The sequence below is a fragment of the Pseudidiomarina terrestris genome, from assembly GCF_030466375.1.
GTDB lineage: Bacteria > Pseudomonadota > Gammaproteobacteria > Enterobacterales > Alteromonadaceae > Pseudidiomarina > Pseudidiomarina terrestris.
This window is the reverse complement of the sequence record NZ_JAGGJE010000007.1, coordinates 28925-51107: the sequence shown is the minus strand read 5'-3', so window position 1 is coordinate 51107 and position 22183 is coordinate 28925. Positions and strand designations below refer to the sequence as shown.

Here is a 22183-nt window from a genome sequence, read left to right as displayed (position 1 = left end):
TAGTAATGCGTTGAGCTAACCCGTACTAATTGCCCGTGAGGCTTAACCATACAACACCGAAGGTGTTTAGGGTTGTCTTGAACTGCATAAGTTCGAAAACCTTTACCGAAATAGTGACACGTTGCCAGGTGCAACGTGCGATAAGCAGAGTGGCAGCAAAGCTCTAGTACAATCAGCCAAGTTCATGTTGTTTAACAGTTTATGCCTGGCGGCAATAGCGAAGTGGAGCCACCTGATCCATTCCGAACTCAGTAGTGAAACGCTTCAGCGCCGATGGTAGTGTGGGGCTTCCCCATGTGAGAGTAGGACACCGCCAGGCTTTAATTAAGAAGAAAGCCCTCAGCTAACGCTGGGGGCTTTTTTTATGCCTGTCATTTGGTAGCTAATAATGCTAATCATGCCCTCGTATCAGACAAGAGTTTGATCTCATCTCGACGACTTAGTGGTTATTTCTCAAGGGTGTAAAAGATGTCACCACCTTGGGCGCTGGCACTGGTCATGCTCTCGATGAGCAGCCGTTCTGTAAGCTGGTAGCGGATAAGAAAGGTATTGGTAGTATCCAGTAAACCGATGCCATATTTTACGTACAATTTAGGCGAAAGGTATTTGCCGATATAGAAAGAAGTTTCGCGTGTCGCTGAATCAGAGTCCAGGCCGAACTCATCAAAACCAAAGGTTTCCTGCACGGACTTGCCTAGCGCCTCGGTACCTTTGGCTCCCAACATCAGCAACGCCTGAAGTTCCAAATCGCTTGAGCTTGTTCTGGCTGTCGCCGACTGCATACTTCTCCCGACCAGGAGGTAGGATAGGATCTCGGTGTCAGGCATTGCCGGAGTTGAAAATAAACGGAAATCAGGCTGCACCAGCGTGCCTCCGACCTGCGCTCCGACGCTTACGTTTCGTGCTGTCGCACCACTATTAATATCCCGTTTCACCCGGAGGTTCAGACCGGGATTGCTGATATCCCCACCATTATAGATGAAGGAACCTCGATCGATGACGAGCTCCTGACCATATAAAGTATAAATACCCTCGGTCACGTTGATACTGCCCACCGCAGTAATTGGACGCTGCGGTTGCTCCATGAGTTCCAGGCTGCCCGCAAGTTTGCCTTCGAAACCATAGGCATTAACGCTGACCTTGTCGCTAAGGTTTACTCGCACCGCAGCTTGCACTCGAATTCCACCGTTATTACTCGCTGCAGTAGAAACGCGTTCACCACTTCGGGTGACGACTACATCAGCAGAGCGGCCTACCGCGTTATCAAATTCGGGCGCGGTAATTTGCGCATAGGGCACATCCACCGTACCAGTGATATCAATCAACTGGTCTTTAAAATGGATTCTAAGATCAGGGCTGATATCGACAGTTGCTGTCGGCAATTGCAGGGCTCTAAAGTTTCGCCCCTCAATGGCTAAATAAGCCTCTTGCTCCAGTGGAATGGCAACACCTTCCAGCAAGATCCAGCCTTCAGAACCCGACTTCGCCTGACCTAATATTTCAAGTTCACCCTGAGTCTCTGGATTATCGATTAAAGCGAGGCGTACCTGATTGAAGACCAGATTGGTCTGCGCAAAACCAACAGTTTCCGCGTAGACCTCCATGTCTCCCTGAAGCTGTGGCCTTGTCAGTGTGCCGCCAAGCGATAAGGATGCCGTGGCCTTGCCTCCCTCATAGCGTAGGCCAGGAATAACCCAGTCAAGCATGGCCAAGTCATCTAACTGGAATAATAAAGAGCCTTCCACGTTCTGTTCATTATAAAGATCAGAAATCATGAAGTCGCCGATTAAGCCGCCTTGCTCATCACTCAAGGTACCTGTCAGGTTTGCCTCGATAGCGTCAGCATCACCGCCGGCATCAATCTCCCAACTCTCGAGTGCAGTACTTGTTTCCTGATCTAATGCGAAGAACACCGTGTCTTTGCTTATCAGTGAAGCATTGATACTGATCAGCTTAAAGTTCTCACGCGCTAATTCAGCTTGTGCGTTAAGGGCAACATGCCCCGCAACCCTTTGTGCGACGTCCTGATCACGAAGCCGATTAATAAGCCGTAAGGATAGCTGATCGCCAGTAACCTGAACGGAAAAGCTGTCCGGTGCTGAGCCTAATTCGCTGCAGATAGTCCCTAAATCCCCCTTATCATGCTGAAGGCAAAGCGATTCTGACTCTAACATCCAAAGCCCGTCTTGTTGGCTAAGCTGAAAGCTGGATGACGCATTGGTTGACCAGCTACTGGTGCTTTCGGTATCGACGGATAGTTGCTTAACCAAGAGGTCGAATTCATTTAGCTGGTCGTTAGCAGCCAGTGCAAACTCCAGTTCAAGCCCTCTTAATTCCTGGCTTGCCGCTGGCATGCCAGGAAGCTGCTGTAAAGAATTTAGACTCAGCTCACCTGACACTTGATTGGGGCCGGCAGTCGTACCGTTGAGCTGCAATCGCGACTCACCAAGTTGCAGTACCAGTTGCTCAGCGCTTATCACATCGTTGGTTAGCCGCAATCCGCCTGACAGGTCGATGGCAGTAGATTGTGCTTCGTTCCTTAGCGTTGCAACTCCCTCAGCGATGTCAACGCGAACGGCTAACTCAGGTTTCCACCGGACTTCTGCTGCGGCAGTCAGGTTAAGATCATCGCCGGATACCTTCATGGTTTCTATCGCGAGATGCTCAAGACTACCTGAGCCAATGGTCGTTAACTCGCTACTGAATTGGCGCACAGGCTGCTCTGCTTCCTGAATACGATAGAGAAGCTGGTTGGTGGCAGAAAATTCATAATCAACCGGAGAGCCCTTGACGCTCAAATTCCCATTGGTAATGGTGAGTACATTTTGCTCGAGATTACTAAGCAGTGGTTGTAAAGAAAGGGCCTGATAGCTCAGGTCCACGTTAAACACACTCTTTATATAATCGCGGGAAAAGTTATTGTGTTGCCATTGGCCGTTTAGAGTTAACTCGCCGCTATCAGGGCCTATATCCGTAAGTCTAAGGTTATCCACCTCGATGGTGCTAGTGCTGATGTCAAGCTTACTCGACAGTTGGCTACCCGGATTAATAAACTGATGCAGCTGGGGCGAAGCATCCTCGATCAGGCCACCGACTACTCGTATGGGAAGCTTATTCAGGCGCAGCTGGGCGGACCAATTCAAATCCGTAAGAGGCTCAGATACTGTCGCACTGAGATGCTGAGTTGGGGTGTTTTCAGCCTGAAACTGACTCACAATTTGTAGCGGTTCACCGTCAAGTGCACCCTTGACGTTTAGCGAGCCGGAAATACTGTCGATAGCAAGCTTCTCGCCGGCAAAAGTATCCTGCTTAAACTTCCACTGGTACCCGGCATCGATAGAAAGGGGATAATCCTCTGCGGTAGTTAATGCGGCTGAGCCACGCACAAAAGATTCGCCCCGGGCAATCTCTAGCTCTCGGATAGTCAGCTCGCCGCTCAACCAGCGCACTTGGGCGTTGATTTGGCTGACTAACAGTTGCGGCGCGTTGGCGTTGGCAGCAATTAGCCAGGCTTTATCCAGAGCTAACCGGTTGACTTTGACGCTAATAGGGAAGCGTAAATCGGGTAATACAAGCGGTGCAGAAGTAGCTGTTGCTGCCGAGGGCTTTTGGCTGATGCGGAGTTCACCTAGCTGCAACTCATCGATGATAAGCTGTTGATCAAGCAAGGACAGTGGCGTCCAGCTTACACCGATGGATTCTACTTCCAGAAGCATGCCGTCGTTCTCAAGACGGACGCCCCGGAGCGTTAAATTATCAAGCAGGCGACCTTCAAATTGTTCGTAGCTTACCTCGGTAGTGGTTTCTCCAAACACGTAATTAAGAGCTAGTTTGGTGGTCCACTGCGAGCCGGGTGTGGTGCCTACAAGAATAAGCACGCCAGCCGGCACAATAACAAACAGTGCAACAATGGTAATTGCCAGACCTTTCAGCCACTTCATAAATCAGGTCCTATGGTTAAATGCAAACGCCAGGGGCGCCCCGGTTCGTCTATCGCTTGTGCGATATCCAGGCGAACCGGACCAATAGGTGATAGCCAGCGGCCGCCAATGCCGATGGTCTGACGCCAGGGCATCGACCATTCCATGCCCGTATTACCAAAGTCGGAAAACAGTGCGATTCTCCACTTAGGTGCAACCAGGTAGTCCACTTCTGCGCTGGCCACGCCAAGATACTGGCCCCCGGTGATAACGCCCTCAGCATTGGCCGGCCCTAATTGCTGATAGGCGTAGCCACGGACGCTATGATCGCCGCCGGCAAAGAACCGTAATGAGGGTGACAGTCGCTCGAAGTCCGATGTTGCAATGGCCCCAACTTCTCCGCGAGCTAAAAATCGCCATTTCTCATTAAAGGAGTACACCGCTTTTCCACTAAGTGTCAGGGAGAGGAAGGTTGCATCTGAAAGTACAGCGTTACTGGCTCCCTGGAGCCGAGCGCTGACGCGATAGCCTTGATCCACCAGATTGCGATTTTCGGCATCGGTTTCAGAGGAAACCAGGCTGAACTCAGCGCTGGGAACTAAAAAGTTTGAAGTTTGCCGTTCACCAGTACCAAAGCGGAAATCTTCCCGTTGATAGCCAAGCTCGAAGGTACGTTGCCAATTGTCGTAGTGACGGTTATCACGGACACTCGCGCGGTAAAGTGTGGAGTCGATATCTTCGTACCTTCTATCAAGAATCTCACCGGTAATACTGTACTGATCGCGGGCCGGATTCTCACCGGGAATAATGTAATCCACGAAGCCGGTATTCTGTACTTCCGAGAGTCGAACAATGCTATTCAAGCGGTGGCCCCGGTCATTCACCCAACGTCGGTTGAAGCCAAGTGTGAGCCGCGCGCCCGTGTCGGTACCGTAACCGGGCCCTATTTGATATTGATCACGCTTATTCGGGGTAACCCTGACCGAAATCGGGACCTGCTCGTCGGTAGCTTCGTTCCAGAGCGGGGCGACTTCAACATTCTCAAAATAATCAGAGCCGGCCAGAGCAACCTGCAGATCCAGTAAATCACGAGTATGGAAGCTATCGCCTTCGGAAAACTGAAAGTAGCGCATTAAGAAATCGCTGTTGAGATGGTTACAGCAAATGGACACATCGCCAAAACGATAACGTGGGCCGCTGTCAAAATGTAAGGTGATGATTGCGCTTTTCTCGTTAAGCTCGACCTTTAGGGTTTGCTCGGTAAAGCGTGCGTCATAATAACCACGTTCGGCGGCGGCGCTGCGTAATAAACTTTTACTGCGCTCGTACTGGCTGTGCTGCAACACCTCACCTTCGGTAATCGGGAGCTCATTGCGAACACGTCGAAAAGCGGGGTCTTGCGCTGCGGCGCCGCTGAGCTCGAAATCAATCTCACCGATCACCGTGGGGGGCCCTAGTACAATAGAATAACGTACATAAGTTTGTTCTGGCCCGGTGGTGATGTCGTGGTTGACCTCAGAGTGATAATAACCGAAGGGCTCTAAAGCTTGACGGATAGAGGTATCGCCGCGGCGGGCAAGGTAACGCAACCGGAATGATGCCGGTGTTTGCTTACCGTTAAACTGAAGCAACTCGAGATAGCTGCGAACGTTGTTCGCAAGCTCTCCCTCAACGCCTTCAAAGGTCACCTTTAAAGTCGTTGAGTCTCGTTGTGACTGCTGAGCGGCTAAAGGTTGCCAGACCCAGCAACTGGCCAATACAACCAGCAGCCAGCCCAATCGGCCTATCGTCATCCTTTCCCACCTTAATCCATGTTTAAAACTAATATTAGTTCGAGTATATCAAAGCAATCCAGATAAATCGGTGAAAAAAACCGCAAGCGGTTAGTAAAGTTAGATAAAAGACTTGCCAGCCTGCAAGTGGACAGTATAATTCGGGGTCTGTATTGCAGGGGTGTAGTTCCAATTGGTAGAACAGCGGTCTCCAAAACCGACGGTTGGGGGTTCGAATCCCTCCACCCCTGCCACTTCCAAGTTTGTCCGAAATTGATTAAGCTGGTCTTCATGAACGAAGCATCCACATCATCATCAGAAGCAGATTTTCCACTCTGGACAAAAGCTCAGTGTGAAGCTCTGGCGGCATTAAATATTCCTGTTTGGCAGCCCAAAGCAGCACCGGCTGTTGCAGATAAGAACAGTTCTTCCTATTTCTATAAGCTCAAAAACTGGTTACTGATATCAACCGAGCCTCTTCCCGTGCAGCTTCCTACTTGGCTGCAGGACGTTTTCCGGACGCTCGCACCCACTGTTGAACAACGCCCAACAGAAGTCTCGGCATCGACAGTCGAGCATAGTGCGGATCTGTTGCAGCTGAATCTTCCAGAGACCCTGAATGCGGAATTAAGCGCCACCCAAAAGCGTGACTTATGGACCCGTATTTCGGCCCTTCATGATTAAACCGCTCACTTGCTATCAACCTGAACTCTTCACAATCGAGCAGCTAAGTCACGTGCATCCCTGGACAGAGTCTATGCTGCGCGATAGCTTCACTGAAAATTATGAGGTTTATGGGTGGTTCGATGGGGAAGAATGCTTAAGAGGCTTTTATATTCTGCAGAGGGTTCATGACGAAATCACCTTGATGGACATCGCGGTGCATCCTGATGCTCAGGGACAGGGCATTGGTGGCCGGCTGATTCAGCATCTGCAGACGCTAGCATCCAATAGACAGGCAATACTCTGGTTAGAGGTTCGTGCGTCGAATCAAACCGCGCTGGGGTTGTATGCACGAAGCGGATTCACCATTGCAGGAAGGCGAAAAAATTACTACCCACTTAACGGTGGTCGCGAGGATGCCATTCTTATGAACTGGCAATCTGGAGCGTGACCGCCGTTAGTAATCCGGACAGAACTTGGTCTTAAGTAATTGCATGAATTTCAATGTGTCCTGGTCTTTTATAGAGTAATAAATGGTTTGCGCCTCTTTACGAAACTTAACCAGTTCTTGCTGACGCAACACAGCCAGGTGTTGGGAAAACGCCGACGCACTTAACGGGAAATGACGGTTGAGCTCACCAACACTTTGCTCGCCACTGGCAAGGTGGCAAAGAATTTGAAGTCGGTGTTCATTGGCAATGGAACGTAAAAAGGTAGCGGCATTTTGCGCTTCATCTTGTTGCATTTCTTCAATGGTTTGCGTTGTCATTAATGCGTCCTGTTTCCTATTTCGCTAGCTCTCGCTCAGTTTTTAAATCAAAAAGCTTACGTAAAGCAATACTTGCAGGGCAAAAACCTGTAAATGATTGTTGAAACAGGTTAGCGCCGATAAATACGGTCAACCAAACAAAATTTGGGTGAACCCATACAGTTAAAGCGACCGATAAGAGTATCATAAAGCCGGCGAAAGCTGTTAATGCACGTTCAACGCTCATAGGGAATCCTTTTAAGAGCAATCTAATTTAGAGTTATCTAAAATATATATCGGCCGCTACGATTTGTCCACTTTTCTGTGCGCTATGGCAGATTACACTCCTCTGCTGGTGGCGTCTCGACTTGGCTTAAAGGGGGCAAAAGAGTAAGCTATCCTGCCATAGAACAAGAATGCAACAGTATGACTAAGCAAACGGAACAGGTCGAAGTACTTCGACAACATGCAAAGCAAGCCAGTGAAAAGGCTTACGCTCCTTACAGTAACTTTCCCGTGGGCGCTGCTATTATGATGCGTAATGGTGATGTCATCCGCGGCTGTAATGTAGAGAACGTCTCCTATGGTTTATCCAACTGTGCTGAGCGTACAGCGATCTTCAGTGCCCTTGCTCAGGGTTATCAAGCCTCCGACATGGAAACTGTGGTGATCTACACTCCTGGCGAGAAAGCTTATGCGCCTTGTGGAGCCTGTCGCCAGGTGCTAGCAGAGTTCCTGAGTGGCGACACGCAGGTCTCCTCGACAAGTGAACGGCAATTCCGGCAGTGGCGCGTTGCTGATCTGCTGCCAGAGGCGTTTGAATTTGACAGTGGTGCTTATCGGAACAAAGTTTGATGATTGATTTAACAACAGCAGCCAAAATGGCAATCCAACTCATGGATTTAACCTCTTTAAATCTTCAGGACACCCCTGAGGATATTCGTAAGCTTTGCGAAAGCGCAAAGACGCCTTATGGAAGTCCGGCCGCACTTTGCGTTTATCCAGAACACGTGGTCTGGGCCAGGTATCAGTGTCAGCAGCTAGGCTTAAAGACCGTAAAAATTGCTACAGTGACCAATTTCCCCGGGGGGTATGATGCAGCCGAACGAGCCGCGGATGAGACCGAGCGAGCTGTGTTTGCCGGTGCTGACGAAGTCGATGTGGTGTTTCCTTATCAGCAGTATCTTGCGGGTAACGAAAAGCTTGCCCGCGAGTTAATCCAGAGCTGTAAAGCGCGCTGTGGCCAGCGGGCTACTTTAAAGGTGATCCTTGAAACCGGTGTGTTGCAGCAACCCAGTGTCATTCGCTCGGCCAGTCTGCTGGCCATCGAAGCCGGCGCTGATTTTATAAAAACGTCCACTGGCAAAGTTGTCGTCAACGCCACTCTGGAAGCTGCGCGTGAAATGTTAACGGCCATCGCCGACACCGGTGGGCATTGCGGATTTAAAGCCGCAGGAGGGGTGCGCACCGCGGCCGACGCGCAAAGTTATTTGCAGCTCGCAGAGGACATTGTCGGGCGTGATTTCCTCGCGCCTGCCACCTTCAGATTTGGTGCCAGTGGACTACTGGTGAACCTGCAGTCTATGCTTGATGGTACGACGTCGAGCAATCAATCAGGGACGAGTTATTAATGTTTTTACCGCAAGAAATTATTCGCAAGAAGCGCGATGGCATTGCCCTTAGTCAGGCGGAAATTGAGTTTTTCGTACGTGGCTTAACCGACCTGTCGATTTCCGAAAGCCAAATCTCGGCGTTTGCCATGGCGGTTTTTTTTCAGGGCATGAGCATGGCAGAGCGGGTGTTCTTAACCACCGCGATGCGCGACTCCGGTCAGGTTCTGCAATGGCAGGACGCAGGCCTTAACGGACCGGTACTGGACAAGCATTCTACTGGCGGTGTCGGCGATGTCGTCAGTTTGATGCTGGGACCTATTATCGCCGCATGCGGTGGTTATGTGCCAATGATCTCAGGTCGCGGCCTGGGGCACACTGGCGGTACTTTGGATAAAATGAGTGCGATCCCAAATTACCAGGCATTGCCAAGTGATCAAAAATTCCGGGAGGTGGTGCAAGAGGTGGGCGTGGCGATCATTGGCCAGACCGGTAGCCTGGCTCCAGCGGATAAGCGCTTTTATGCGACCCGTGATGTCACAGCCACTGTAGAGTCGATACCTTTGATCACGGCCTCTATTTTGTCGAAAAAACTTGCCGCCGGGCTTGATGGACTGGTGCTCGATGTCAAAGCTGGCAACGGTGCAATTATGCCCACCGTAAGTGCGGCGCAGGAGCTGGCAAACAGTTTGGTGCAAGTGTCGCAGGGCGCGGGCCTGGCCACCAGTGCCCTGATCACCGATATGAATCAGGTACTGTCTCACTCAGCAGGTAATGCTGTTGAAGTACGGGAAGCCATTCGCTACTTAACAGGCGATCTACGTGCGCCCCAGCTGCACCAGGTGACGGTTGCTCTTGCCGCTGAAATGCTTCTATTAGGTGGCCTTGCACAAACCACAGTGGCTGCAGAAAAAAAAGTCGAGACGGTACTCGCCAATGGCGCTGCCGCAGAGAAATTTGCGCAAATGGTGTCTGCATTGGGCGGGCCGCATGACATGCTTGAAAATTACCAGACGCATTTGCCTTTAGCGGCAGTATCAGCGCCGGTCTATGCGACCCCTGAACAACGTGCTGCGGGCAATATTGTCAGCCATATTGATACTCGTCAGGTCGGTATGGCGGTCGTCGCACTCGGTGGTGGACGCCGTCGCAGCGAAGATGAGCTCGATTATAGTGTGGGCCTGGATGAGGTTATTGGACTCGGGACAGAGATCGATGAGCAGACCCCGTTGGCAAGAATTTACGCAGCTGACCAGAATAGCTGGGAAGAGGCTGCAGAGACCGTCCGTGAGGCCTTCACTTTTGCAGATAAAGTTAAGCAGTTGCCGCCAGCAGTATATGAACGCATAGGAGACTCGTGAGATGACGCGTGCAGTGGTGATGGTTCTTGATTCGTTTGGTGTCGGCGCGGCAGATGATGCAGAGAAATTTAACGATGAAGGTGCCGACACCTTTGGTCACATCGCTGAGCTTTGTGCAGCAGGTGCTGCTGAAGAAGGACGCAGTGGGCCTCTCCACGTTCCCAATTTAGTTCGCCTGGGACTGGCCGAAGTTAGTCACGGAGCAACCGGGCGCTACCCGGATGGCATCGAGCCCGATGCTAATTGCCTGGGCCGCCACGGCTGGGCACAGGAGCTCTCGTCTGGCAAAGATACACCATCAGGGCATTGGGAGATGGCCGGCGTTCCAGTGCTGTTTGACTGGGGCTACTTTGTCGAAAAACAGGACTCATTCCCGCAAGATCTGCTTCAGCGTATGGTCAGCAACATGGAGTTACCCGGTTATCTTGGTAACTGTCATGCCTCAGGAACGGAAATTATTAAAGAGTTGGGTGCTGAACATTGCGTTTCTGGCAAACCTATCGTCTATACCTCAGCGGACTCCGTATTTCAGATCGCCTGTCATGAAGAGACCTTTGGCTTAGAGCGACTGTACCGCTTGTGTGAGTGTGTGCGCGAGTTACTCGAACCCTATAACATTGGCCGGGTCATCGCTCGCCCCTTTGCCGGTAATGCTGAGCAAGGCTTCTTCCGCACAGCGAATCGCCGTGATTATGCCGTTCCGCCGCCTGCACCGACGGTTCTCGACAAGCTAAAAGATGCGGGCGGACAGGTGATCAGTATTGGCAAAATAGCGGATATTTTCGCGCAGCAGGGCATCACTGAAGCACACAAAGCTGATGGTTTAGAAGCGCTGGTTGCCAAGACCATTGAAGTACTCGGCAGCGCGCCGCAACGTAGCCTTATTTTCACTAACCTGGTCGACTTTGACACCCTTTATGGCCATCGCCGTGATGTCGCTGGCTACGCCCGGGCCCTGGAGACCTTTGATGCACTGTTGCCGAAGATTCTGGCGGCACTGGACGAAGATGATGTGCTGATCCTGACTGCGGACCATGGTTGTGACCCAACCTGGCACGGAACCGAGCATACCCGTGAGTTTGTTCCGGTGCTCATCTACGGTAAGAACTTACCTGCTGTTAATTTAGGCAAACGAGAAACCTTTGCTGACATAGGTCAAAGTATTGCTGAGCTGCTCGAGCTTGACGCTATGGATTATGGTACTTCTATGCTTCCCCATAAATTCTGAGGCAAGGACGAACATTTTGACAACCCCTCATATCAGTGCCCCGAGCGATGCTTTTGCTGCGACCTGTCTATTACCTGGCGATCCTTTACGGGCCAAGTTCATCGCCGAAACCTTTCTTGAAGACGTCACCTGCGTTACCAGCGTCAGGAATATGTTAGGGTTTACCGGACACTATAAGGGACAGCCCATTTCAGTTATGGGTACCGGCATGGGGATGCCATCTTGTGTGCTATACAGTACTGAGTTGATGGAGTCTTTCGGGGTGAAGCGGCTGGTTCGGGTCGGTAGTTGTGGCGCGATTCATGAGTCGTTGAAACTGAATGATGTCATTGTCGCCCATAGTGCCAGTACCGACTCAAACATGAATCGCAGGCAGTTTGCCGGAATGGACTACAGCTCGGCAGCGTCACCAAGGTTACTGCAAAAGCTCCTTAACTATGTCGATACTCAGGCATTACCTGTTGCGGTAGGCTCAGTTTTTTCGACGGACCATTTTTATGGCTCTGCACCTGAGCAACTAAAGACGCTGCAGCAGATGGGAATTCTTGCTGTTGAGATGGAGTCAGCGGGATTATATGCTGCGGCAGCTCGTCATCGGGCTCAGGCGTTAACCGTACTGACTGTCTCGGATAACCTCATCCATCAGACCCAGCTCACGCCACAAGAACGTGAGGCTGGTTTCTCGACAATGATTGAAATTACTTTAAATGCGCTGGTGGGCTGACCCACCAGCGCTGCATCGTCTTAGTTACCGATACGTTGTAACAACTGACTTAAATCACGAGCCAGCTCCGCACGCGTAACCACCTGTTGTGGACCAAACGACGCGCTTAGTTGTGGCGTCAGATCAAAGGCGCCTTGTTCGACATCTAACTCGACTTGGGCGAGGCCTAAATTGAGTGCAAGTTGAACATGTCCGCGCTTGTCGGCAGGGATTGTGAAGCTATCTTCAAGCTCGATAATTTGGTCGAAGCGAGTGACCTGAATCGGTTGCTCCGGATCAAAGCTTGCAGCAAGTTCTTCCAGGCCTAATGCTTGTACCAGCGCGAAAGCCACCTCGACGCGTGAGACGTTGTCTCCGGCACCAAACCATTGTGCTGAGTTGGCCTCAACCAGTGCTGCTGTGGAATCTGCTCCGCCGAGTAAAGCTGCATTGGTTGCACTGGCGGCGTTGGCAAAGGCTGCACTGGTGCCGAAGGTGTCAACATAGTGTTGCGTTGCGCCTTGCTGCGACTGTCGCAGCAGACCGCTTAGCGACAACGCATCAGCAAACTCAAGCTTGCTCAGCGGCGCATCAGGAGAGAAACCGCCTGAACGAGCGTCCATCAGACGCTCATTGATCGCCAATTCGATAAACGCGCGGGCAGGATGATTAAATGTGTCATCGATACCTTCAATACCTGCTGATTCAACGGTGCGGATGGAAACTTCGGTGGGTACCGGCAGACCAATACCGTTGGTCACGCCTAATGGATCGAGTGATAAACCGCTGACTGAACCAATACCGCGCGCGTAAACCTTCCAGGTACCCGCCATAGCTGGTGCCGATACACCTACTGAGGAACCAAGCACAGGAAGTCCGATGCCTGAACCGTATTGATTACCTTGCGGGTCTTCAAGCACAAAGGCGGTGCCCGATTCAATTTGCGCACTGGCAAGTACCAGCGTAGCTTTTTCATCGACAACGAAGGTTTCTGAAGCGGTGGTACCGACTGGAAAGTACTCGACAGTACGCGTGAAACTATCGCCTTCGGAGAGTTCAGTATTGGCATTGAACGAACGATTTTGTTTGACGGTATCACCGAAACTTTCAGATCCGGCGACTGCTGCTTTTACCGCGGCATGAGCATTGATATAACCTGCTCCAGCTTCCCACGAATCGCGGCCTGGCATGACTGTGGCGGTATCCTGAATAATACTTTTCACCTGCTGCCATTGCAGGTTCGGATTCGCTTCGAGTATTAATGCAACAACACCAGAAACATGAGGTGCAGCCATGGAGGTACCACTTGAAATGGTATAGTACGCCAACTGCTCTGGTGGAATCTCTTCAGCGTCTTGCTGCGCACTTAAGCCGCCTAAGCTCGACAGTGATGCGCGCGCGGAGATGATATCAACGCCAGGTGCAGTAATGGTAGGACGGTCTTCCCAGGTATAGGTTTCCCCATCTACTTCCACTTGTCCGGATTTGCCATCGACACCGCGCGAACTAAAGTCCGCAAGTTTACCGCTTTTGTCGCCGGCAGCGACGGTAATGACCCAAGGTGCTTTTTTGAAGTTACCAGTGATGGTTGACTCACCAGGACCGGAGTTACCAGCAGAAAATACGGTGATGACACCATTATCGGCGAGCTTCTTGGTGGCGACATTGGTTGGATCGTCAGGATTAAAGTCAGTGCCGACATCGCCCGTGTTGCCAAAGGAGTTCGAAATCACGCGGATATTGTAGGTAAACTGATTATGCAGGGCGTAGTCAAAGCCACCAAGGGTATCTAGAATGAATAGTCCTGCACCAGAGCCGTAGCCAATCAGTGAAGCGCCTGGCGCAACACCGGTATGCTCGCCGTTGCTCATACTACCACTGCCGCCAACGGTGCCGGCGACATGAGTTCCATGACCGCCAAGGATGTCGGTATTGGCGACGTTTTCCTGATAGGTGATGGGTAGCATTCCGCTTAAGCTGTTCAGGTTAACCTGCGCAAGGACATTCTGAACAACGTGCTGTGGGTACATCAAATCACCGTGCGTACCGTCTACGCCAGAATCGTTAATGACGACACCAATGCCGCGCCCAGAAAATGGAATGCCGTTGTTGCGTAAACTTGTGTCGGCACGAAGATTCTGCACGCCGGTGATAGCTGTTGCATCGCCGTTTTCAAGTGAAAGCGGGTCGTTGTGCCAGACCGAACGAACATCTTCACGTTGGTAGATGGTCTCAATTTGCGCACGAGTGGCTAACACGCCTGCCATGGGTAACTCTTTGAGTACCACACCGTTCAGACCAAGTTGCTCGAGAAACGCAACCTGACTTGCTGAGGGGGCTTCGGATTGTTCAAAGGTAACAATGACCGCGTGTAAAGTGGCGTCATCCGCCTGATTAATGATAGTGCGCAAATCAGGATCGAAGGTTTTTGCGATGCCAGCGCTGGTCGATAGCGACACGGCAAGCGCCAGAGTAAGACTAGAAAGTTTAGTTTTATTTAGCATGGTTATAGTCCTGTAGTGGTTGATTAAATTTGCTCCTTCAGACTGGCATGCTCGAGTGGCATAAGAATATAGGGGTAATCCCCCCATTTTTAAGTGTTAACGAAGGTGGTGACTGGAGTTTTAGGGTTGGATCAGCGACAATGCGCGGGTTAGCTCAGAAGGATAGAATTGATGTCGCAATCTGCAATCGCAAAAGAAGTGGCTAAACGCCGAACCTTTGCCATTATCTCGCATCCGGATGCGGGTAAAACTACCATTACCGAAAAAGTCTTACTACACGGACAACGCCTGCAGAAGGCAGGTACCGTAAAGGGCAAGAAATCAGGCCAGCACGCCAAATCGGATTGGATGGAAATGGAAAAAGAGCGGGGAATCTCCGTGACGACCTCTGTCATGCAGTTTCCTTACCGTGAGGCGTTGGTGAACCTGCTGGATACCCCAGGTCACGAAGACTTTTCCGAGGATACCTACCGTACTCTAACGGCGGTGGATTCGTGTCTGATGGTGATTGATGGCGCCAAAGGTGTCGAGGATCGCACCATTAAGCTGATGGAAGTCACCCGTTTGCGCGATACGCCCATCATTACCTTTATGAATAAACTGGACCGCGATATTCGCGATCCCCTTGAGCTGCTCGATGAAGTTGAAAGCGTACTGAATATCATGTGCGCGCCGATCACCTGGCCGATTGGCTCAGGCAAAGGCTTCAAGGGTGTCTATCACTTACTCGATGACGAAGTCATTTTGTACAAAACCGGGCAGGGACACCGCATCCAGGAACGAGAAGTCATAAAAGGTCTGGATAACCCGGAATTGGATAAACGCCTCGGCGAATACGCTGCCGAGTTGCGTGAGCAAATTGAGCTGGTACAGGGCGCTTCAAATGATTTTGATCTGGAAATGTTTTTAGCCGGTGAGTTGACGCCTGTCTATTTTGGTACAGCCTTAGGTAATTTTGGTGTCGATCACATGCTTGATGGCCTGGTGCAGTGGGCGCCGAAGCCGCTGGCGCGGGAAACCGATACCGGCGAGGCTGTTCCTGCGGCACGTCCGGAGTTTTCCGGTTTTGTCTTTAAGATCCAGGCGAACATGGACCCACGTCACCGTGACCGTGTGGCCTTTATGCGGATCGTCTCAGGCAAGTACGAGAAGGGCATGAAAATGCATCAGGTACGACTTGGCAAAGATGTGCGCATTGCTGATGCTCTAACCTTTCTTGCCGGAGATCGGGAGCATGTTGAAGAGGCTTATCCGGGGGATATCATTGGCTTACATAACCACGGTACGATTCAAATCGGCGACACCTTTACCGGCGGCGAGAAATTTAAGTTCAGCGGAATTCCAAACTTTGCGCCGGAACTGTTCCGCCGCATCCGCTTAAAAGATCCGCTGAAACAGAAACAGCTCCTGAAAGGCTTAGTGCAGCTTTCTGAAGAAGGCGCGGTGCAGGTTTTCCGACCTTTGTCGAACAACGATTTGATCGTCGGTGCTGTAGGTGTACTGCAGTTCGATGTGGTTGTGCACCGCCTCAGATCTGAATACAACGTTGATGCAGTGTATGAAAATATTAATGTGGCAACGGCACGCTGGGTAACGTCTGACAGCGAACGCAAACTCGACGAATTCCGGCGTAAGGCTGAGGCTAATCTGGCGCTGGATGGCGGGGATAATCTGACCTACATCGCACCGACCATGGTAAATTTAAACTTGGCAACGGAACGTTACCCGGATATCGACTTCCACCATACGCGGGAACATTAACCAGCGAAGGACATTATGGCGTACAACCTCTTCGACACGCACTGTCATTTAGATTTTGAGGTCTTTGACGAAGACCGCGAAGAGGTTGTCAAACGCGCCTATGAGCAGGGCGTACGCTCAATATTTATCCCCGGCACTTGCCGCGACACGCCACGCGTTCGACCGCAGACGATGGCCGGTGTCCAGCTCTTCTATGCCGTCGGTTTACATCCCTACTTTATCGCTGACCACAACAACGAAGATCTCGACTGGGTCGAGCAGCAGTTGCAGGAACACGCTGGGTATTGGGTCGGTGAAATTGGTCTGGATCGAACCTGTCCCGACTGGGACCAGCAGTGCGACCTGTTCGTGCAGCAGGTCGAGCTGGCCGTTAAGTACCAGCGCCCCGTGATCCTCCACCACCGTAAGTCACAAAGTGATTTACTGCACTATTTAAAGCCCTATCTGGATGACTTACCGGATCAAAAAGGTATTTTGCACGCGTTCAGCGGCAGCCCTGAGCAAGCCCAGGATTGGATTAGTAAAGGCTTTAAATTAGGTGTTGGCGGCACCATCACCTACTCGCGAGCGAAGAAAACCCGAGCCGCGTTAAAAGACAGTCCGCTGGATGCGCTGGTGCTTGAAACCGACGCTCCGGATATGCCTGTCTGCGGTTATCAGGGGGAGCGCAACGAGCCCTGCCATGTTGCTGACGTGATAGCGTCACTGGCTGAGCTGCGCGATGAGGATAAAGATGTTATTGCGCGACAGCTTTGGCAAACAAGCTGTGAGCTTATTCCTTTAGACGCAGACGACGATAACGCCACTTGTTGAAGGTGAGTGTGATAAGTACACCGGCCAGGACCGCAAACAGCAGCAGGAACTGACCGTAATAGCTGAGGTATTGATGAACCGACAGCGGTTCAGCGAGCAGCATCGGTTGATTGATGCCAATGTGCAGATAGCCATGAACAAGCTTTTCTTCGCGGACTTCTTCAACCAGCACAAAGGCATTGTGTGTCGACTCGGGTTGCGGGACACTGCTTGCTTCTGCCCGCACCATAGGCCGGCCATAGCTATCATAAACAGCGCTGTAATCAATCAACGGATGCCGGGTCAGGTTGTCGACCAGATTTTGTAGCTTGGTCTGATCATTTTCGATGAGCCAGTAACGCGCCTCATTTGCAGCTTGAGTTGCAGTAAGCTCGATAAGTTGCTGGCTATGTGACTGCAACTCCGCCAAACTCGTTTCTTGCATCGTCCCCCAGAGGTTCTCGATCAAGACAATGAGCAGCACTGCGGCAAGCAGGCGGCGGCCGCGACGATAGACAAGCTTGATGATATTGATAACATGTTGTGCTGTTGTCATAACAAAACTATACGCTGAGCAACCCTGGAAGAGCAACAAAAATGGTCGACATTGACGCCCCCGGCATCGTTTTATTTGATATGGATTCTACACTCATCACGATTGAGTGTATCGATGAACTTGCCGCATTAGTGGGAAAAAAACAGCAGGTCAGTGCAGTGACTGAAGCTGCGATGCGGGGTGAGCTTGATTTTGCCGAAAGCTTGCGGGCCCGGGTGAAGTTACTGGCAGGGGTGCATGAGCGGCAGTTACAGCAATTACTTGAGCCGATTCCGTTTTCCGTCGGCGCGCAAGCTTTAATTGCCTGGTTCCAGCAGCGAGGCTGGCGCACTGCACTGGTTTCTGGCGGCTTCACCTGGTTCAGCGGACAAGTGGCTGAAGCGCTCAAGCTTGATGCTCATAAAGCGAATCAGCTGCAATGGCAGCAACACTGTCTGACTGGTACTGTGGCTGAGCCGATTGTCGATGGTCAGAGTAAAGCCGATTATTTGCATACGCTGGCGCAACGCTGGCAGCTGCCTATGAGTAATACCATTGCTGTTGGCGACGGTGCGAACGATAAAGCCATGTTGCAGGCTGCTGGCCTCGGCATAGCTTATTGCGCAAAGCCAGCCTTGCAAGAGGTGGCCGACTGGTGCATCCAGGAGCCTGACCTGATGCAGCTGGCGAACTATCTGGAAACAATGAAATCACGTACGAGCGAGACCCATTAGAATGGCAAAGGCAAAAACAGCATACGTATGCAATGAATGTGGCGCGGATTTCGTGCGTTGGCTGGGCCAATGCACAGAATGTAAAGCATGGAATTCACTGACTGAAGTTCGCTTAGCCAGTGCTAAGACGGTGAGCGTCGAGCGTCGTGGCTTTGCCGGTTCAACGCAGGCGCAAGTGCAAACCTTAGGTGAAGTCGATTTACAGGATTTACCACGCTTTAGCAGCACCTACAAAGAATTTGACCGGGTTCTGGGCGGTGGTATTGTGCCAGGTTCGGCGATCTTAATTGGCGGCTCGCCTGGTGCCGGTAAGAGTACGCTGTTGTTGCAGACGATGTGCCAGCTGGCGGCGCAGATGCAAACTCTGTACGTCACCGGTGAGGAATCATTGCAGCAAGTCGCATTGCGGGCTCAGCGCTTAGGGTTGCCGACCGATCGCTTGCGAATGCTTGCAGAAACTTCGGTGGAGACCATTTGTGATCTGGCTGACAAGGAACAGCCCAGAGTCATGGTCATCGACTCTATTCAGGTGATGCATCTTGCCGATATTCAGTCAGCTCCTGGCAGCGTCGCACAGGTGCGGGAATCGGCTGCCTACCTGACGCGGTATGCCAAACAAAAAGGTGTTGCCATCATTATGGTGGGACATGTGACCAAAGACGGCTCTCTGGCCGGTCCTAAAGTGCTTGAGCACTGTATCGATGCCTCGATTCTACTTGAAGGAACTGCCGACTCACGCTTTCGAACCCTACGCGGCAATAAAAATCGCTTTGGTCCGGCCAATGAACTGGGCGTCTTTGCCATGACGGGTCAGGGGCTAAAAGAGGTTAGCAACCCGTCCGCGATCTTTTTGCAACGCGGTGAGGAGCATGGCAACGGCTCCGTGGTGATGGTGATTTGGGAAGGAACACGACCGCTACTGGTTGAGCTGCAAGCTCTTGTTGATGCCAGCCAGCTGGCGAATCCACGGCGCGTTGCGGTAGGTACTGAAGCCACCCGGTTAGCGATGTTGCTGGCGGTACTGCATCGCCATGGTGGCCTGCACATGTCCGATCAGGACGTCTTCGTCAACGTCGTTGGTGGCGTGCGGGTCACAGAAACGGGCGCTGATTTAGCGCTGCTTCTTGCTATTGTCTCCAGCTTTCGCGAGCAGCCTTTGCCGCGGGAACTGATTGTCTTTGGTGAAGTGGGGCTGGCTGGAGAAATACGGCCGGTGCAAAATGGCCAGGCGCGACTCAACGAAGCCGCCAAGCATGGGTTTACCCGTGCCATCGTGCCTATTGGTAACAAACCCAAAGAGGCGATTGCGGGCATGCAGGTGACTGCAGTTAAAAACTTACAGCAAGCATTAGAAGCCATCTAATGCGAACTTTGCTGGCAACATTTGCGGTTACAGTCATGTGGTTCGGCTCGGCGCACGCCGGGCAACGCGTGGTGAGTATTAACCCATGCTTTGATGACTGGTTGCCGCAGTGGCTGGCGCCGGCATGGCAGGTGGTCCCATCGACGGAACATGGCAACCGGCTGGAGCAGATCGTGGCGCTGAAACCCGATTATGTTGTTGCCGGCAGCTTTGTCGGACGGCAACTGCGGCTGGCGTTACAGGAGCGGGTGCAGCTGACGACCGTGCCCTACGTCGCCGACTGGTCCGCCTGGCGTGAGGCAGTGCTGCAGCTGGGGTTAGAGCTGGAGCAGAAGTATCAGGCCGAGCAGTGGCTTGCACGCCAGGAAGCAGCATTGGCAAGCTATGACTTACGTAGTTTGGGAAACACGTTGATCCTGATGCCCAATGGTTTTACCTGGGGCGGACAAAGCTGGATTTATCAGCTGCTGCAGCAGCACCAGCTGCAATTATCGCCGCTTTCAGGCTCCGGTGATTTAGTGCGTTTAAACCTTGAACAGGTGCTGCAAAGTGAGCCTGACACTGTGATTCTCGAGGGCTTTTCAACGGAGTATGCCCGCGCTCAGGATTGGCTCTGGCACGACGGGCTACAAGACTGGCTGATTCAGCGTCGGGTCATTGAGGTCGACGGCCAGGTTGCAAGTTGTGCAGCCACCCGGGCGCTCGATTATTTGCAACAGTTAAGCCGGCAACAGGACGCGAACCCAGCTCCTGCAGAGGGACTACCAGATGCTGCGCGTTAGCCTGTTATTGGCGATGGTCTGTGTTGCCTTGTTAGGGCTGCATATGATGATGGGGAGCAGTGGCTGGGGCTACGATTACCTCGGTGCTGCAGCGTCGACAATCTTATTCGATATCCGCTTACCGCGCGCGCTACTGGCGCTGCTCAACGGAATCGCCTTAGGCACCGCAGGCGCGGTGCTTCAGGTCATGTTTCGAAATCCTCTGGCGGAACCCGGTATTACCGGGATCGCAGGTGGCAGTGCACTGGCCATTGTCGTGGTATTGTACTCGGGCTTGACCTTGCCGCTGAGCGGATTACTGCCGGTGGTTGGCATGCTGGGCGGCTTGCTCAGCTTGATCGCCTTGTGGCTGATCGCTGGCGGCCATACCAGCGGTTTGCGCTTAATTCTGGCCGGGGTAGCGGTAGCATCATTTTGTGGAGCGCTGCTGGCGCTGGTATTGAATCTTGCCCCCAATCCTTTCGCCTATCTGGAGTGGAGCCTGTGGTTGCTGGGCTCAGTTGCAAATCGTGGCTGGGAGCAAATATATTTGCTGGTACCAAGTATGGTGCTTGCTTTTGGGTTGTTGTACTGGCAACGCAACTTTATTAATGCCCACATCTTCGACCAGCAGACGTTGGCGAGCCTGGGCTTCCGACAAAACTGGTCGGCCTGGTGGGTGTTAGCCAGCGTAACCTTATTAATTTCTGCTTCCGTTGTTACTGCGGGGGTGATCAGCTTTGTCGGGTTACTGGCACCACATCTTGCTCGCCTGCTCGGTGAGAACAGGCCGCCGCAGCTCATGGTGTTGAGTGGGCTGGGCGGCGGTGCTCTATTACTTCTTATTGACGCTGTGGTGAAGCTGGTTCCCACCACCGTAGAGTTACAGTTAGGTGTTGTTGCCGCCTTTATTGGCGCTCCCTGGCTAGTGTATCTGTTGATGAGGCAGGCGCGCGCATGACTTTGAAAGTGGAACGTCTAGGCCATTCAACCCGGCTGCAGGAGGTAAGCTTTGCTGCGCAGCCGGGTGAGCTTGTCGGTATCCTGGGCGCCAATGGCGCCGGAAAAAGCACCTTGTTGCAGTTACTTTGCGGTGTGCTTGAGCCAGACGCAGGACAACTGACGTACCAGCAACGTGATCTCACCCAAATCAGTGCTTATGAGCGCCGCCAACTACTTGGCTATTTACCCCAGACACCGGTTGCTGAGGGTGGAATACGAGTGGACCACTTCCTGCAGGCCGGTCTGGTGAATTTGCATTTAAGCTGTCCTGGCAAAGAGCTGAATCGTGTCGTTGAGACTTTGCAGATTCATGCATTGCTGGAGCGCACCCTGGATAAACTCTCGGGCGGAGAGCAGCGTCGGGTGCATATTGCGCGGGCTTTATTAGGTGATCATAACTGGCTGCTTTGTGATGAACCTACGACCAGTCTGGATCTCTATTATCAACTCCAAGTTATGGCGGTACTGCGTGCGCAAGCCGACCGTGGCAAATTGGTGACATTGGCTCTCCATGATCTAGGTCTTGCGGCTCGGTATTGTGACCGGTTGGTGTTAATTGATAAGGGGCGCCTTCTAGCTGAGGGAGCACCGGCCGCGGTCTTGACCGACGCAAACCTGGCGCAAGCCTATAAGATTAAAGCGCGCTGGCTATGTACGGACGAGGGCGTGACGCTGCTACCCAGTTTATTATCTTAGGTGGGCCGGCTGTATCGACGCTGCTAACTT

General features: G+C 52.1%; 20 protein-coding genes, 1 tRNA gene and 1 rRNA gene. 16 read left to right on the top strand and 6 right to left on the bottom strand.

The annotated features are described in order from the left end of the window. Positions 1 to 204 precede the first annotated feature (204 nt). Positions 205 to 319 (top strand): 5S ribosomal RNA (gene rrf / locus J6J28_RS12690). Between the two features lie 127 nt (positions 320 to 446). Here the strand turns inward: rrf and J6J28_RS12685 are convergent. Both J6J28_RS12685 and J6J28_RS12680 read right to left on the bottom strand, forming a co-directional pair. Continuing rightward, entirely contained in the window at positions 447 to 3941 is a 3495-nt protein-coding gene (locus J6J28_RS12685; RefSeq protein WP_301722216.1) for a translocation/assembly module TamB domain-containing protein, read from the bottom strand. Continuing rightward, positions 3938 to 5713: an autotransporter assembly complex protein TamA gene (locus J6J28_RS12680; protein ID WP_301722215.1), complete on the bottom strand. Its 1776-nt coding sequence runs from the start codon at positions 5711 to 5713 to the stop codon at positions 3938 to 3940. The genes J6J28_RS12685 and J6J28_RS12680 overlap by 4 nt, the downstream gene beginning before the upstream one ends. 156 nt (positions 5714 to 5869) lie before the next feature. Between J6J28_RS12680 and J6J28_RS12675 the strand changes: the two genes are divergently transcribed. The 3 genes from J6J28_RS12675 to rimI all read left to right on the top strand — a co-directional run bounded on the left by J6J28_RS12675 (position 5870) and on the right by rimI (position 6806). Next, positions 5870 to 5946 (top strand) — tRNA-Trp (locus J6J28_RS12675). A 37-nt stretch (positions 5947 to 5983) separates the two neighbouring features. After that, positions 5984 to 6376, top strand: coding sequence for a hypothetical protein (locus J6J28_RS12670; RefSeq protein ID WP_301722214.1), 393 nt, complete (start codon positions 5984 to 5986; stop codon positions 6374 to 6376). Continuing rightward, on the top strand, positions 6369 to 6806 hold the full coding sequence (gene rimI, locus J6J28_RS12665; RefSeq protein ID WP_301722213.1) for a ribosomal protein S18-alanine N-acetyltransferase: 438 nt from the start codon (positions 6369 to 6371) through the stop codon (positions 6804 to 6806). Before J6J28_RS12670 ends, rimI begins: the two co-directional genes overlap by 8 nt. 6 nt (positions 6807 to 6812) lie before the next feature. On the opposite strand, the gene J6J28_RS12660 is transcribed toward rimI, so the two are convergent. Further along, positions 6813 to 7124: an ArsR/SmtB family transcription factor gene (locus tag J6J28_RS12660; protein ID WP_301722212.1), complete on the bottom strand. Its 312-nt coding sequence runs from the start codon at positions 7122 to 7124 to the stop codon at positions 6813 to 6815. 16 nt (positions 7125 to 7140) lie between these two features. Continuing rightward, positions 7141 to 7350, bottom strand: coding sequence for a YgaP family membrane protein (locus J6J28_RS12655; RefSeq protein ID WP_301722211.1), 210 nt, complete (start codon positions 7348 to 7350; stop codon positions 7141 to 7143). A gap of 179 nt (positions 7351 to 7529) precedes the next feature. On the opposite strand from J6J28_RS12655, the gene J6J28_RS12650 reads away from it, so the two are divergent. Genes J6J28_RS12650 through deoD form a run of 5 tightly spaced genes read left to right on the top strand, consistent with a single transcriptional unit; the run spans position 7530 to position 12026 of the window. Further along, positions 7530 to 7958, top strand: a complete 429-nt coding sequence (locus J6J28_RS12650; RefSeq protein WP_301722210.1) for a cytidine deaminase — start codon at positions 7530 to 7532, stop codon at positions 7956 to 7958. Beyond that, positions 7958 to 8734 (top strand): deoxyribose-phosphate aldolase, encoded by a 777-nt coding sequence (gene deoC, locus J6J28_RS12645; protein ID WP_301722208.1) that lies wholly within the window; start codon positions 7958 to 7960, stop codon positions 8732 to 8734. The genes J6J28_RS12650 and deoC overlap by 1 nt, the downstream gene beginning before the upstream one ends. Next, entirely contained in the window at positions 8734 to 10074 is a 1341-nt protein-coding gene (gene deoA, locus J6J28_RS12640) for a thymidine phosphorylase (protein WP_301722207.1), read from the top strand. Before deoC ends, deoA begins: the two co-directional genes overlap by 1 nt. A 1-nt stretch (position 10075) precedes the next feature. Beyond that, on the top strand, positions 10076 to 11302 hold the full coding sequence (locus J6J28_RS12635) for a phosphopentomutase (protein ID WP_301722206.1): 1227 nt from the start codon (positions 10076 to 10078) through the stop codon (positions 11300 to 11302). A gap of 16 nt (positions 11303 to 11318) precedes the next feature. Continuing rightward, positions 11319 to 12026, top strand: coding sequence for a purine-nucleoside phosphorylase (deoD, locus tag J6J28_RS12630; protein WP_301722205.1), 708 nt, complete (start codon positions 11319 to 11321; stop codon positions 12024 to 12026). Positions 12027 to 12046: 20 nt separating this feature from the next. Here deoD and J6J28_RS12625 read toward each other — a convergent pair whose 3' ends face one another. After that, entirely contained in the window at positions 12047 to 14509 is a 2463-nt protein-coding gene (locus tag J6J28_RS12625; RefSeq protein WP_301722204.1) for a S8 family serine peptidase, read from the bottom strand. 171 nt (positions 14510 to 14680) lie between these two features. Between J6J28_RS12625 and prfC the strand changes: the two genes are divergently transcribed. Next, on the top strand, positions 14681 to 16270 hold the full coding sequence (prfC, locus tag J6J28_RS12620) for a peptide chain release factor 3 (RefSeq protein WP_301722203.1): 1590 nt from the start codon (positions 14681 to 14683) through the stop codon (positions 16268 to 16270). Positions 16271 to 16285: 15 nt separating this feature from the next. Continuing rightward, positions 16286 to 17083, top strand: coding sequence for a TatD family hydrolase (locus J6J28_RS12615; protein WP_301722202.1), 798 nt, complete (start codon positions 16286 to 16288; stop codon positions 17081 to 17083). On the opposite strand, the gene J6J28_RS12610 is transcribed toward J6J28_RS12615, so the two are convergent. Next, the gene (locus J6J28_RS12610; protein WP_301722201.1) at positions 17043 to 17618 is read right to left on the bottom strand and encodes a hypothetical protein; all 576 of its coding nucleotides are present in this window, start codon (positions 17616 to 17618) and stop codon (positions 17043 to 17045) included. The two genes, J6J28_RS12615 and J6J28_RS12610, sit on opposite strands and share 41 nt — an antisense overlap. Positions 17619 to 17659: 41 nt before the next feature. On the opposite strand from J6J28_RS12610, the gene serB reads away from it, so the two are divergent. Genes serB through J6J28_RS12585 form a run of 5 tightly spaced genes read left to right on the top strand, consistent with a single transcriptional unit; the run spans position 17660 to position 22153 of the window. Continuing rightward, positions 17660 to 18331, top strand: coding sequence for a phosphoserine phosphatase SerB (serB, locus tag J6J28_RS12605; RefSeq protein WP_301722200.1), 672 nt, complete (start codon positions 17660 to 17662; stop codon positions 18329 to 18331). 1 nt (position 18332) lies between these two features. Continuing rightward, the gene (gene radA, locus J6J28_RS12600; protein WP_301722199.1) at positions 18333 to 19694 is read left to right on the top strand and encodes a DNA repair protein RadA; all 1362 of its coding nucleotides are present in this window, start codon (positions 18333 to 18335) and stop codon (positions 19692 to 19694) included. Then, positions 19694 to 20476, top strand: coding sequence for a substrate-binding domain-containing protein (locus J6J28_RS12595; RefSeq protein WP_301722198.1), 783 nt, complete (start codon positions 19694 to 19696; stop codon positions 20474 to 20476). The genes radA and J6J28_RS12595 overlap by 1 nt, the downstream gene beginning before the upstream one ends. Then, positions 20463 to 21416: a FecCD family ABC transporter permease gene (locus J6J28_RS12590; RefSeq protein WP_301722197.1), complete on the top strand. Its 954-nt coding sequence runs from the start codon at positions 20463 to 20465 to the stop codon at positions 21414 to 21416. Before J6J28_RS12595 ends, J6J28_RS12590 begins: the two co-directional genes overlap by 14 nt. Further along, entirely contained in the window at positions 21413 to 22153 is a 741-nt protein-coding gene (locus J6J28_RS12585; RefSeq protein ID WP_301722196.1) for an ABC transporter ATP-binding protein, read from the top strand. The genes J6J28_RS12590 and J6J28_RS12585 overlap by 4 nt, the downstream gene beginning before the upstream one ends. The last annotated feature ends 30 nt before the right edge of the window (positions 22154 to 22183 follow it).

Coding starts and splice junctions, on each gene's coding strand:
- J6J28_RS12685 (WP_301722216.1), bottom strand. CDS start 3,941: ATGAAGTGGCTGAAAGGTCTGGCAATTACCATTGTTGCACTGTTTGTT.
- J6J28_RS12680 (WP_301722215.1), bottom strand. CDS start 5,713: ATGACGATAGGCCGATTGGGCTGGCTGCTGGTTGTATTGGCCAGTTGC.
- J6J28_RS12670 (WP_301722214.1), top strand. CDS start 5,984: ATGAACGAAGCATCCACATCATCATCAGAAGCAGATTTTCCACTCTGG.
- rimI (WP_301722213.1), top strand. CDS start 6,369: ATGATTAAACCGCTCACTTGCTATCAACCTGAACTCTTCACAATCGAG.
- J6J28_RS12660 (WP_301722212.1), bottom strand. CDS start 7,124: ATGACAACGCAAACCATTGAAGAAATGCAACAAGATGAAGCGCAAAAT.
- J6J28_RS12655 (WP_301722211.1), bottom strand. CDS start 7,350: ATGAGCGTTGAACGTGCATTAACAGCTTTCGCCGGCTTTATGATACTC.
- J6J28_RS12650 (WP_301722210.1), top strand. CDS start 7,530: ATGACTAAGCAAACGGAACAGGTCGAAGTACTTCGACAACATGCAAAG.
- deoC (WP_301722208.1), top strand. CDS start 7,958: ATGATTGATTTAACAACAGCAGCCAAAATGGCAATCCAACTCATGGAT.
- deoA (WP_301722207.1), top strand. CDS start 8,734: ATGTTTTTACCGCAAGAAATTATTCGCAAGAAGCGCGATGGCATTGCC.
- J6J28_RS12635 (WP_301722206.1), top strand. CDS start 10,076: ATGACGCGTGCAGTGGTGATGGTTCTTGATTCGTTTGGTGTCGGCGCG.
- J6J28_RS12625 (WP_301722204.1), bottom strand. CDS start 14,509: ATGCTAAATAAAACTAAACTTTCTAGTCTTACTCTGGCGCTTGCCGTG.
- prfC (WP_301722203.1), top strand. CDS start 14,681: ATGTCGCAATCTGCAATCGCAAAAGAAGTGGCTAAACGCCGAACCTTT.
- J6J28_RS12615 (WP_301722202.1), top strand. CDS start 16,286: ATGGCGTACAACCTCTTCGACACGCACTGTCATTTAGATTTTGAGGTC.
- J6J28_RS12610 (WP_301722201.1), bottom strand. CDS start 17,618: ATGACAACAGCACAACATGTTATCAATATCATCAAGCTTGTCTATCGT.
- serB (WP_301722200.1), top strand. CDS start 17,660: ATGGTCGACATTGACGCCCCCGGCATCGTTTTATTTGATATGGATTCT.
- radA (WP_301722199.1), top strand. CDS start 18,333: ATGGCAAAGGCAAAAACAGCATACGTATGCAATGAATGTGGCGCGGAT.
- J6J28_RS12595 (WP_301722198.1), top strand. CDS start 19,694: ATGCGAACTTTGCTGGCAACATTTGCGGTTACAGTCATGTGGTTCGGC.
- J6J28_RS12590 (WP_301722197.1), top strand. CDS start 20,463: ATGCTGCGCGTTAGCCTGTTATTGGCGATGGTCTGTGTTGCCTTGTTA.
- J6J28_RS12585 (WP_301722196.1), top strand. CDS start 21,413: ATGACTTTGAAAGTGGAACGTCTAGGCCATTCAACCCGGCTGCAGGAG.